The 12015-nt window shown below is 40.9% G+C and carries 14 protein-coding genes; 5 read left to right on the forward strand and 9 right to left on the reverse strand.

The features are described from left to right. Window positions 1-72: 72 nt before the first annotated feature. Window positions 73-1302: an MFS transporter gene (locus tag ACKI4H_RS07165; RefSeq protein ID WP_407304767.1), complete on the forward strand. Its 1230-nt coding sequence runs from the start codon at window positions 73-75 to the stop codon at window positions 1300-1302. A gap of 114 nt (window positions 1303-1416) precedes the next feature. On the opposite strand, the gene ACKI4H_RS07170 is transcribed toward ACKI4H_RS07165, so the two are convergent. The 5 genes from ACKI4H_RS07170 to ACKI4H_RS07190 all read right to left on the reverse strand — a co-directional run bounded on the left by ACKI4H_RS07170 (window position 1417) and on the right by ACKI4H_RS07190 (window position 6753). Beyond that, complete coding sequence (locus ACKI4H_RS07170; RefSeq protein WP_407304768.1) at window positions 1417-1713, reverse strand: DUF3817 domain-containing protein; 297 nt, start codon at window positions 1711-1713, stop codon at window positions 1417-1419. Window positions 1714-1834: 121 nt separating this feature from the next. Further along, window positions 1835-3985: a YccS family putative transporter gene (gene yccS, locus ACKI4H_RS07175; protein WP_407304770.1), complete on the reverse strand. Its 2151-nt coding sequence runs from the start codon at window positions 3983-3985 to the stop codon at window positions 1835-1837. A 192-nt stretch (window positions 3986-4177) separates the two neighbouring features. Continuing rightward, the gene (sodC, locus tag ACKI4H_RS07180) at window positions 4178-4675 is read right to left on the reverse strand and encodes a superoxide dismutase [Cu-Zn] SodC (RefSeq protein WP_407304863.1); all 498 of its coding nucleotides are present in this window, start codon (window positions 4673-4675) and stop codon (window positions 4178-4180) included. 163 nt (window positions 4676-4838) lie between these two features. Then, window positions 4839-5969 carry an AI-2E family transporter gene (locus tag ACKI4H_RS07185; RefSeq protein ID WP_407304865.1) on the reverse strand — a complete coding sequence of 377 codons (1131 nt, stop codon included), beginning with the start codon at window positions 5967-5969 and terminating at the stop codon, window positions 4839-4841. A gap of 139 nt (window positions 5970-6108) precedes the next feature. Continuing rightward, window positions 6109-6753: a ParA family protein gene (locus ACKI4H_RS07190; RefSeq protein ID WP_407304771.1), complete on the reverse strand. Its 645-nt coding sequence runs from the start codon at window positions 6751-6753 to the stop codon at window positions 6109-6111. 120 nt (window positions 6754-6873) lie between these two features. Between ACKI4H_RS07190 and ACKI4H_RS07195 the strand changes: the two genes are divergently transcribed. Next, a complete protein-coding gene (locus tag ACKI4H_RS07195; protein WP_131320119.1) occupies window positions 6874-7341 on the forward strand; it encodes a Holliday junction resolvase-like protein in 468 nt (155 codons plus the stop codon). A gap of 83 nt (window positions 7342-7424) precedes the next feature. On the opposite strand, the gene ACKI4H_RS07200 is transcribed toward ACKI4H_RS07195, so the two are convergent. Continuing rightward, window positions 7425-8048 carry a class I SAM-dependent methyltransferase gene (locus ACKI4H_RS07200; protein WP_407304773.1) on the reverse strand — a complete coding sequence of 208 codons (624 nt, stop codon included), beginning with the start codon at window positions 8046-8048 and terminating at the stop codon, window positions 7425-7427. 172 nt (window positions 8049-8220) lie between these two features. Between ACKI4H_RS07200 and ACKI4H_RS07205 the strand changes: the two genes are divergently transcribed. After that, on the forward strand, window positions 8221-8781 hold the full coding sequence (locus tag ACKI4H_RS07205) for a hypothetical protein (RefSeq protein WP_171539466.1): 561 nt from the start codon (window positions 8221-8223) through the stop codon (window positions 8779-8781). Window positions 8782-8809: 28 nt separating this feature from the next. Beyond that, entirely contained in the window at window positions 8810-9217 is a 408-nt protein-coding gene (locus ACKI4H_RS07210) for a protease inhibitor I42 family protein (RefSeq protein WP_407304774.1), read from the forward strand. A 96-nt stretch (window positions 9218-9313) separates the two neighbouring features. Here ACKI4H_RS07210 and ACKI4H_RS07215 read toward each other — a convergent pair whose 3' ends face one another. Further along, window positions 9314-9646, reverse strand: coding sequence for a HopJ type III effector protein (locus tag ACKI4H_RS07215; RefSeq protein ID WP_407304776.1), 333 nt, complete (start codon window positions 9644-9646; stop codon window positions 9314-9316). Window positions 9647-9823: 177 nt separating this feature from the next. Here ACKI4H_RS07215 and crcB point away from each other — a divergent pair, with 177 nt between their 5' ends. Then, window positions 9824-10204 carry a fluoride efflux transporter CrcB gene (gene crcB, locus ACKI4H_RS07220; RefSeq protein ID WP_407304777.1) on the forward strand — a complete coding sequence of 127 codons (381 nt, stop codon included), beginning with the start codon at window positions 9824-9826 and terminating at the stop codon, window positions 10202-10204. A 114-nt stretch (window positions 10205-10318) separates the two neighbouring features. Here crcB and ACKI4H_RS07225 read toward each other — a convergent pair whose 3' ends face one another. Continuing rightward, entirely contained in the window at window positions 10319-10567 is a 249-nt protein-coding gene (locus ACKI4H_RS07225; RefSeq protein ID WP_407304778.1) for a type B 50S ribosomal protein L31, read from the reverse strand. 137 nt (window positions 10568-10704) lie between these two features. Further along, window positions 10705-12003 (reverse strand): ABC1 kinase family protein, encoded by a 1299-nt coding sequence (locus ACKI4H_RS07230; protein ID WP_407304780.1) that lies wholly within the window; start codon window positions 12001-12003, stop codon window positions 10705-10707. Window positions 12004-12015 lie beyond the last annotated feature (12 nt).

The following is a 12015-nucleotide window of genomic DNA, read 5'->3' on the forward strand; positions in this document are numbered from 1 at the left end:
ATTGGGCTGACGCTTCTCTCCCTAAAAATAGTGCGTAGTCCTAAAAAGCCTATTCAAAAATAGTAGAAAACAATGCAAAAAGTTAAAACAGCTACTTTAAACCGTGCCACGTTGATGTTCCCCCTGGCATTGGTCCTGTTTGAATTTTCCGTCTATATCGGCAACGACTTGGTCCAACCCGCCATGCTCGCCATTACCAAAGACTTTGGCGTGAGCAGTTCATGGGCACCATCCTCCATGTCGTTTTACCTGTTGGGTGGGGCATGTGTGGCGTGGTTACTGGGACCATTGTCCGACCGCTTGGGACGCAGAAAAGTATTACTCTCGGGTGTGCTGTTCTTTGTACTGTGCTGCTTGCTGATTTTATTCACCCAAAATATTGAAAGCTTTTTAGCGCTGCGCTTTTTACAGGGGATTGGTCTCACGGTCATCTCCGCTGTCGGTTATGCCGCTATTCAGGAAACTTTTGAAGAACGTGACGCGATTAAAGTCATGGCGCTGATGGCAAATATTTCCTTGCTTGCACCCTTACTCGGTCCTGTCGTCGGTGCATTCCTGATCGATCATGTGTCATGGCATTGGGGTTTTATTGGTATCGCATTTTTAGCATTTTTAAGCTGGTTTGGTTTAAACGCCAAAATGCCGGACACGAAATTAAGCATTCCGAAACAGCCGCTGAGTTATATTTTAGATGACTTTAAACAGGTCTATAAAAACAAACGTTTTTTAGGCATGACTTTAGCCCTCCCTATGGTCAGTATGCCGCTGATGCTGTGGATTGCGCTTTCACCTGTGATATTGGTGGAAGAGCTGGGTTTTAGCAGCATGCAATATGGCTTGGCACAATTTCCGGTATTGGGCGGATTAATCCTTGGCAATATCGTGCTGATCAAAATTATCGACAAGTTGGCTTTGGGTAAATCGGTACTGATCGGTTTGCCGATTATGTTGCTGGGAACAGTGGTCTTAATTGCCGGTGTGATCTGGACGGATTATCTAATCTGGTGCTTAATTGCAGGCATGACCTTGATCAGCTTTGGTGAAGGCATCAGTTTTTCGGTGCTTTACCGTTTTGCACTGATGTCATCAGAAATATCTAAAGGAACAGTCGCAGCAGCCGTGTCGATGCTGTTGATGTTCAGCTTCTTTATTATTATTGAACTGGTCAGGATCATGTATGAGCAATACCATCTTTGGGCATATAGCATAGCGTGTTTTGTTTTAATTGCGCTGTGGTTTAGTTTTCCCCGAAGCATGCTTAAACAGATTTTAAAAGAACGTGTAGAGCAGGGAAGGTTTTAATATGTCTGGACAGCTTTCTCCCCGCTAATCACAAGACAATTTGCAGAAAAGCACCATGTATTTAACCCACATCTGCTAAAGGGCAGGTGGGGGTTGAAGATGACCCAGGATATTTTATTCAGCAATTGGCTGCTGAAAAGTCTTTAATTTTCGATCGAAAACAAAAGTGCCGAACGGTAAAATGGATGCGATTAAACCCAGAATAAACATATAAATCGACCATTTCTGTTTTTCACATACCGTAAACAACACGATTAAAAACAGCATGAACAGTACGCCGTGCCCCATGCCGACATATTTTACCAAGACGGGATTATCCAGTATATATTTCATCGGCATTGCGATAAACAAAAGCAGCAGAAAGGAAAGTCCTTCCAAAAGACCAATGATACGTAAAGTTTGAATATTCATGCTTATGCTTAAATTAATGAAAATCAAGCATGAGTTTACTGAATATTGCAGCAGCAGGGAATTAAAAACAAATATATTTATAAAATATATCAAATACTTATAACCAACCATTTAACTCGGATTATTTAATTTCCTGCGCCCATAATTCGGTTCTTAAATTTAGCAATTCAGGCAGCGTTTCCAGTAATAAGCTGATCTGTTTCAGTGCCAATAATAAATTTTCAGACAGATTTTCCTGTGTGCTCATCTGTTGAATGTCGTGCAGCTTGTCCTGAATTTTGTCCATATCCAGCGCTTGTTGCTGTAACAGCACGGCGAATAAAGTATCTTTACACCACAGCATCAAATCCAGCACTTGCGCATCTTGTACCTGTTCACGGTGACTGCCCAAAGCCGAAACATAACTGAGTTGACTGTGACTATAGACCAGATAACGAAAAGCAGAATGAATCAGCGCCTGATTTGGATTCGGTTCGGTACTTAAACTGGAAATCATGCTCGACAGTTCAATTTGTGCATTGTGTGCGGTGCGACGTGCCCGACGGTAATCCAGACTATTGTTTTTACCAAACTGATATTGCTTCACTACCGCATCGAAATAATCCAATGTGGCTTGGTTGCTTTTCTTGATGGTGCTAGAAATATTGCGGAAGTTCCAGTCGGGCCAGATAAAGCTGACCGCAAACCATGCAATCAGACAGCCTAAAAGGGTATCAACAATTCGCGGCAAAATAATGGCATAACCTGCTCCTTTTAAATTAAAAATTAGCAACACCATTAAGGTTACCATCAATGTGGCCAAGGCATATTTTTTTGAACGAAGATAGAAAAAACATACGCCAGAAATAATGGTCAGAACCAGTTGTCCTTCAATACTCGGAACAAAATATAAAACCGGTATGCCCAAAAGAACACCTAAAATAGTGCCTAAAGTACGCAGTTTTAAACGGCTTTTGGTGGCGAAATAACTGATTTGACAGACGAATAAACTGGTCAATAAAATCCAGTAACCATTTTTAGCAAATGGCATTAATGAAATGGCATAACCTACGGCAAATACAAAGGCAATCCGTACCGCATGACGAAACAGCGCTGAATTGGGTGTAAGATGTTGTTTCAGTTTTAGCCATAAGTCAGGGAAATCCTGAATATCATCATCGAGCAGATTGATATTTTCCTGATGCTGGAGATAATTTTGACGATAATTATTTTGTTCATGACTCAAATTTAAAAACTGTTCCTGAATTTTTTTCAGATTGCGCAAAATCAGCAACAGGTTTTTCACTTCCAGATTCTGCGGATTTTCTTCAATCCATAAATGAATTGAACTTTCCAGATTGGCAATGGCAATATCCGTGTCTGGATTGGATTGATAGCTTTGATGGGTGAGAATATTTTGCGCCAGTTTCTGGCAGGATAAAGCATGTAGTTTTACATTCTTTTGAATGCGGAAAATCAAGTCGGTACGGCTAAAGTTTTTGTGAATATTTTCGTAATGCAGATAATTGGATGTCGCCTGTTCATGAATATCTTGCGCTAAAAAATAAAGATTAAGCCAGTAAATGGTATGTTTATTGGCGCGAGAGGCTTTTAAACGGGTGAGCAAAGATGCCTTGGTTATATTCAGGCTCTGTACTACTTCACTATTTTTTAATGAAAGTTCATATAGTAAGGGTTCAATATTGTCGGTATTATCCGGATCAAACAAACGGGCTTTGGCCAACAGTAAGTCGGCAATCGCATTGAAATTGGCTGCCAAATTGTCTTGGACGGCTTGGGTCGGTTTGAGCAAATAAAAGATAATCGACGTCAGTCCATACCACAGCGCGCCCAGTACAAAATAGCTCGGTTGCTGATACCACTGGCTGTATTCACCCAGTCCAAACATGGTGTAAATGGACAGTAAAATCGTGCCAAAAGAAATGGTGGCATAACGTTGTCCCAGTGCACCCATTAAAATAAAAGCGGCACTCGACAACGATAAATACAGAATAAAAAGCAGTTTATAAGGATAGAGGAATTCAAGAATACTGCTGACGCCAAAAAACAGAATACAGACATAGACCAGATTGCGCAGTCGAATACTCAGGCGATCATCAAAGTCGGTCAGGGCAGTAGCAATGGCACCTAAAGTCACCGGAACAATTAAGGATTCATAGCCTAAAAACAGCAGGCCTAAGGTGGTTCCAGTCAGGACAATAAAAATTTGCAGACAATAGATTAAAATGGAATTGGATTTAAAGCGTTGAATTAAGTCTTTCAGGCTATTCACGATTTTTCTAAAGTAAAATTATTGTTCCTACAGCCTGAACTTTTTTAGATGTGCTGTCAATTTTTGCAGTATCAAGTTGCTTAAAGAGCTTTATATTCAAAGCTATTTTTAGGTTTTTTATTTAAAACTTAGATCAGCGGATAGTTATCAAAAAAGCAGACTTCATATCTGCTTTTTATTTTTAAGTGATCATTAATTGATTACACCACACGCAATTCGCTCTCCGCCACCGCCTAGAGGTTTTGGCTGATCGGCATAGTTATCGCCACCGGCATGAACCATAATCGCTAAACCTTGCACATCGGCCAGTTTTAAACGTGGGGCAACCAAAGTCACCTTCGCCTGACCTTGAGCATCCACATTTAACACGGGTAAATCACCTAAATGACCGGTAAGTGGGGTTCCGTGATGAGGCGCTTGGTTCGGGTTAAAGTGACCACCCGCTGCCATTGCCGCACCGATTTCCCCATCTTTTTTAGCTGGGTCACAGGAACCTTTTTCATGAATATGAAAACCGTGTGGACCCGGTGGCAGTTCAGCCAAGTCAGTAATAAGTACTAAGCCGGCTGGACTGTCTTTGAATTGGATGGTACCAATGGCTTTGCCTACGCCTTGAGCCGATACGGTATGAACAGTCGCCTGATGTTGAGTATGATGAGATGAGGTGGGCGAGTTTGCGCAGCCCATCATGGCAAAGCTGCTAACCGCACCTAGCGTCGTTAATTTAAATAGGGAAGACCACATTATATTGCATCCTTTACTTTTATTTTGACCTTGTCCATTCAAACAAGGCATCAGATGCAATTCAATAATGATTAAGTATTTGAATGTATGAGTTTCTTAAACCAGAAGCTCAGCTTTTATCTGGATTGGGTTGGTCTTTATCATCTTCCAGATCATAAGCCATAGTGGTTTTTGGCAGCATGAGAGGGCCAAATTCATTGGTTTCATGTAGCCATTCACGCCAAATCGCCAACAACACCGCAAGAATCACCGGACCAATAAACAGGCCGACCAGACCAAAACTTGCAATACCTCCCAATACCCCGAACATAATCAGCAAGAACGGAATTTGTGTAGCACCGGAAATGACCAGTGGACGAATCACATTATCCGAGGTACTAACAATACACACCCCCCAGGCGACCACCCCAATCGCTTCAACAGTCTGTCCTTGCGAGAATAGCCATAATGCAACTGAGCCATAAGCAATGGGGGTTCCAAAAGGAATCAGTGCCAATAAGAAGGTCACAATGGTGAGTACCATTGGGTTGGGTACACCCGCAACGAAATAGCTTAAACCGGCTAAAACAGCCTGTGCCACTGCGGTTAAGCCCACACCATAAACCACAGCACGAGTTGTTTCAGAAATGGTATCTAGATAATGATGGACACGTGGACCAATAATCATTTCCAAGGCTTTGCTGACCTGGTTCAGAATGATTTGACCGTCACGGTAGAAAAAGAACAGTGACAATACGGCAAAACATAGCTTGACGATATTTTTACCAATTTCATTTAAAACGAAACGCCCGTAATTGAGATGACCCTGAATCCAACTGGAAACGGTTTGCACAATACTGTTCGGGTCAGTATTGATGTCATGTAAAGTACGGTTAATTTCCTTGCCTATAAACGGTAAGTCGCGAATAAATTGCGGAACATTTAAATGACCCGAGAACACCTGTTTTTGCAATTCATAATATAAATTTCGACCTTCATGTTGCAGCATGAAAATGCCAAAGGTCAGCGGAATACCAATCAGCAAAATGATTAGGCTGATCATGATGGTCGCACTCAGCGTGGCACGTGAGCCAGACTTGCGATAAATCCATTGATACCAAGGCCAGGTCATATAAGCAATAATGGCTGCCCAAAGTACAGGCACAATAAAATATTTGAGAACGTTCCAGCTCAAAAAAATGAGGATGAAAAATAATCCAAATAATAATACTTTTTGTAATGTTGGCGCGTACTGTTGCACTGCATTCACTGATTTGTTTCTAAGGTCCATGCCATCTTAACTGAAAAAAAAGCTCGCGAAAATGAAAGCCGAGTAAGTTCTAGTGAATAATGAATAAACAAATTCAGTTTCTAGGCTTGAAGGCATAGCCTAGATGAGGCTAAAACCATTTAGTCGGATCATCAATAATGGCATTTAAAACCGGCTGCCACTGATTTTGCATGCTTAAATAATTTTTTTGAGTTTTATCAAACACAGTTAGACCTTGCATCGCCAACTGACTATAAGCCGTCCGTTCAGAAATCCAGGCGACAGGTTGCTGTTCAATTTTGTTGAAAAACTCCTGAATCTCTTTAGCACCGGCACTATTGGCTTTAACGCGATTAGCTAAAAGCAATATTTGTACTTTACCTTTACGAATACGTTTGATGTCTTGTAAATGTTTTAAGAAGCGGCGCGTACTATCGATATCGAAAAATGAGGGTTGTAATGGGGTAATAATAGCGTGCGCTTCCCCAATCAGTTGTTCTGAATGCTCACCAGAAAGTGCTCCGGGCGCATCAATAATCAGATACTCTAAATTTTTAGGTACATTATCCATGGATTTTCCTGGACGCCAGTCCAGACTTTGAATTGGAGCAGCATCTTCAGGGCGGTGTTTAAGCCATTGCAAAGTTGATTTCTGGTTATCGGCATCCGCCAATGCAATACGGTAACCTTTTTGTGCTAACGCGGCAGCAAGGCTAATTGCGGTAATGGTCTTGCCACATCCACCTTTCTGATTTGCAATTAAGATTGTTTTCATGACCCTGACGATTTTATTCTGCTCAGTCCTAGCATATCATTGTTTGATGCGACGAATATGACACATGACAAAAGTCTTAAAGACCCATGTGGCGGTACTTTTTTGGATTAGGAAAAAATAATGTCCATCTGGATGGCAATGTTGATTGGTGCATGTATTGGTGTGGTATTGACCACCCTAATTTTAAGCAATACCCGTAATGGGCGGGTCAAAGCAGAGTATGAACAATACATTGCCGAACTGGAGCTAGAACATCAGCAGGCTTTAACCAGTGCGCAAAAGCGCAGTGTGAATACCAGTCGGGCGGTGTTAAAAGGCAAAATGGCAGAGCAGCTGGCTCCCATTATGCCCGAATTTCAATATTTGCCCAGTGATGCCAAATTCTTGGGTGATCCAGTCGATTATATTGTGTTTGATGGCTATACCGACTTACGCGATGGGGAAGGGCGAGCTGAGGATATTGAAGTGGTGCTGATTGATATTAAAAGTGGCGGGGCACGACTCACCAAAGGACAACAGGCGATTGCTCAAGCGATTCGAGAGGGACGAGTACGTTTTGAAACCGTTCGCATCAACTTCGATGATTAATGGGTTTTAATTGATCAATTTTCTGACTTAATCTGGATAACAGATGGATTGAGAAGAGGGTTGAGTTTAAGTAAATTCAACCCTTATGCTTTTTCAGCACGGGCAAAGAACATGTGACTGCCGATTTTAGGAATACCAGCCGCATCAAAATAATGTTGTTCTTTAAAGCTGAAATTTGCATCTGACAGGACTTGTTCAATATTACGGTTTAGGTGACAGCCATCCGACAAACGTTTTTGAATTGGGGTCAGTAAATTCTGCAAATGTTTAAGGGTTTTGTTGTCCTGATACTGAACATGTTCAACCAAATGCAAAGTACCGGTCGGTTTCAGCACACGGTGCAATTCAGTCAAAGCCTGCGGTAAATTTTCAATACTGCATAGAGTCCAGGTACTGACAATGTGCTCGATACTATTATCGGCAAAAGGCAGCTTTTCTGCACTGGCCTGAACATGTTGGACATGGATCGCACTTTCATGCACGCGTTTGACTGCCAGTTGATAAACATCCGGATTCGGTTCGAGTGCGTATAGCGTATCAACATTTTGATAAAAAGGCAGATTCACACCTGTACCAAAACCAATTTCTAAAACTTCACCTGAAATCGGGAGCAGTAATTCGCGACGCTGATCCATCAGGCTAGCTGTTTGCATCACCTGATTGAGTAAATGCGGGAAAATATGTTGCTGATAAAATTTATAAATCATTGTTTGCTTAATTTTTCTTTATAGGTCGTTAGTTTAATAGATATTTCAGTCAATTAATAAGACAAAAAAGTGACTGAATATATCTATATTGTTACCAAGTCCATATGGTGATTTAAGTTTCATGACTTAAGATAAAAGTTGAAAATAAAGAAATTCGTTTTGAGGTACACAGATGACTAGACAATTATTATTCAGTGCTTTACTTGCAACCAGCATGTTACAAGTAAGTGCCAGCGCATCTGTCGATTATAATATTGCTAAAGGTTTGGCGCCGCTTTCTAAAGATCAATCCATTAAAAAGCTGCAAACTTTTAAAGGTGATTTTCGGATTTTAGGCTCGAAAATTTATACTCATGATCAGCAGGCCAAATTTTCACCGATTGATTATGCCGTGAGCTGGGGCTTATTTGCTGAACCTGAAATTGCACGACATATTTCCGTGAATCAATATGACCGCTATTTAAACTGGAAAATTGATCGCCTGCCTGTGCCGAAAGAGCAAGCCATGCAAATGGTCTCGAATATGCACATCATTCCTGCAAACCCACAAATCGCCAAGCAAATTAAAAACGTAAAACGTGGTGATCTGGTGCGTTTAAAAGGTGAGTTGGTTGAAATTAAAGATAAAGATTTGGTCTGGACCTCATCATTAACTCCAACAGATACTGGCGATGGCGCATGTGAGTTATTCCGTGTCAGTTCAATTCAGTGGATTGAAAAAGTAAAAAGTTAATTTTTTCAAAATTTAGAAGAGTTGAGAGATGAAAGGTTTAGTGGCAGTGTGTATTGCACTAATGGGAGTGCTAGTGGCTGGATGTAGCAGCATGAGTCCAACCGTGGATGGCAAAACGCATGTTTATTCACTGGAGCAAGAATGTCCGACTTTACTGGAAATGGATGTAGGACAAACACTGGAATTGACCCTGCCAGAAAATCCGACTACAGGTTATCTCTGGCAAGTCGACAAGCCGCAGAGCCTCTTAAAAGTTGAAGAAATTTATCGGCAAGATGTGCTTAAAAGTCAGCAAGTGATGGTAGGTGTAGGAGGCGCAAAGGTATTTCGTTTTACTGCACTACAACCCGGGGAAGCATGGGTTCACGTGAAACATGCTCGTCCGTGGGAACAAAAGGCAATTGAAGAATGGTCGTGTCGGGTAAGGGTTTCTTGATTTTTTAATTCCTCCCAACCTCATTTCTTCTAAGGAAGGAGCAAAAAGCCCACTTTAATAAAGCGGGCTTTTTATTGCTAAGACTTAGATAGGAAATTATTTTGCAGTTAAAGCTTTGTTTTCAAAATGAATGCCATCCCAGCCATTTTGCATAAACTGGCGAATATTCTGGTGGTCAGTGGCTTCTGGAGTGGCTAATACCGCAGCATAGTGTTCAGCGAATAAACTTAAAGTTTGCGCCTGATCTAGACCATTCAGTTGAGCAAATGAAAAGACTTTGGCACTGCCTTGATTTTCAGTCGCAGCATTGGTTTGTTGCCCATTTTTAAATGCGGTTGGCACGTGATTATAACGTGCTTCAATATATGCAATCACATCTGCAAATTTCGCTTTGCCTGCTTGAAGCTGTGCCAATAAATCTTGAGCCATAATTTTCTCAATCCCTAGAAATAGTGAATTTAACCGCAAGACTATAACAATTTTTATGTATTTTATTCAGCATTATTTCTTTGTAAAAAATACAGATTCATGCAAAAGTATGGGCTTAATCATGACAAGGTTGTGGATAAAAGACATGTTGTACACGACCTGTATTGGACGAAATAAATGAGCTGGTTATGGGTGGCGATGGGTGGTGCAATTGGCGCAAGTTTGCGTTATGGCGCAGGCATATTTTTGCTTAAACCGACAAGCATGTTTCCTTGGGCGACATGGTGGGTGAATATTTTTGGCTGTTTGCTGGCAGGGATTTTCTTTGCCTATAGCCAAAAATTTCCGAGCTTGCAAAATGAAGCGCGGCTATTTTTGATGGTAGGTATTTTAGGCGGCTTTACCACATTTTCGAGTTTTGGTCTGGAAACCTTTCAACTCTTAAAACATGGTCAAACTACACTCGCTTTGGGTTATGTGATTTCCAGTGTGCTCATGGGTGTAATGGTTTTAGCATTGGGTTTTTATCTGTTCCAATGGTTGTTACAAACTAAATAAATCTGGATAGTTTTAAAATATAAATATAAAAAGAAGCCCAAGCTGGAGGAATATGCTTGGGCTTTTCAAGTTTTAAGACTAACGCTTAAATCTTAAGACAATATGAAGTTCATGTTAACGTTTGAAACGTGCAAAACGTTTATTGAAACTTGCTACACGACCTTCATTGCTCGCTTGACGTTGTTCACCGGTATAAAACGGATGAGATGCACTTGAAACATCTAAAGTCACATAAGGGTAGTCCTGACCTTGATAATTTTTGCTTTGCTGGGTTTGCAAGGTACTGCCAATAATGAAATAGACATCTGCATTGGTATCATGGAATAAAACTTCACGATATTCTGGATGGATATTCGCGCGCATGATGGACTCCAAAATTATTGTTAATATAGATATGTTATAACATAACAATAGTTTTGACAAATAAAATAATTTGGAAAATAAAATAGTTTGGTAAATAGCACCCAAATTAGAAGCTATATTTGGGTGTCATGAAGGATTTATTGACGCGGTGGCACCAGTTCATCAAACAGGTCATTGAGATTGTCATGCATTTTTAAATGAATCATGTTCCAGTAATGACCTGAAATGGTCCGATTCACCATCAAGGTCTCTGGTGAAGGTTTAAATATATCCCAATATTTGAGTGAAGATTTAAGCAGTTCCATGCCATCATGATGGGCTGAGTTTTTTTCAAAATCATACATGGTTGTGAGTGGACGCATCAGTACTTCTAACCACTGCTTATAGAGTTCAGCCGGGAATTTCCCTTGTTCTGAAATGGCATGTAAGGCATCCAGCTGTTGTTCCATCTCGGCAATATTGCCTTCGCGGGCAGACTGAACCAAATGTTTAAAGTGCTGCACAGTTTCACTCGATAATGTTTTTACACCACCGTAATCGTAAATAATTACCGAACCATCTTCACGAAAAGCAAAGTTGCCCGGATGAGGGTCACAATGGAATCGTTTCAAATAGAAAATCTCTTGCCCAATGGCACGGAATAAACGGCGACCCAGTTCATTGCGGATATCTTGAGACCAGGTACTCGCAGTTTCAATACTTTCACCCTGTTCTAGGCTCAAGGTTAAAATATGCCGAGAAGAATAGTCTTTATACACGTGTGGAATAATAATTTTACTGTCTAATGTCTCATGGAATGTACGCGCAATGTCTAAGTTTTGCGCTTCAATTTCATAATTCAACTCATTGTCCAGACTTTCCTGAATTTCCTTGAACAGTTGATCTTGCAGTTTGCGATCAACTTTCAATACACCCATTAAACGCAAAGCCAAACGCACCTGTTTCAGATCACTTTCGCAGGCTTCATCCACACCCGGATATTGGACTTTAACTACTACTTGTTGCCCATTCGGCAAGAAAGCTTTATGCACCTGTCCAATAGAAGCAGCAGCAAAAGGCTGTTCCTCAAAATGTTTAAAGATTTGATTGAGCGGTTTACCCAGCTCTTTTTCGACTTGAGCTTTAATTTCAGCAAAAGGCATCGCAGGAGCTTGGCGTTGTAATTTACTAATAGCACGAGCGACTTCAGGCGGAAAAATATCTTTATATTGTGAAGCAATTTGCCCCACTTTCATGACTGCCCCCTTCATTTCGCCAAGGGTATCTGCAATTTGTAGACCTATATCTTGAAAAAGTTTACTGCGCGAGGCATTTTTTTGTTCTTCATCGGCATTAAAATTTTTGATCGAGTTTGAGACAGTTTTAGTTGCAATGCTCGCCGTCATACTGGCAAGTTTCATAAAGCGACGACCGGGTGTGCTAGCCGTTTTTGCCATGCGATATTCCTC

The sequence above is a fragment of the Acinetobacter sp. genome, assembly GCF_045628685.1.
Lineage (GTDB): Bacteria > Pseudomonadota > Gammaproteobacteria > Pseudomonadales > Moraxellaceae > Acinetobacter.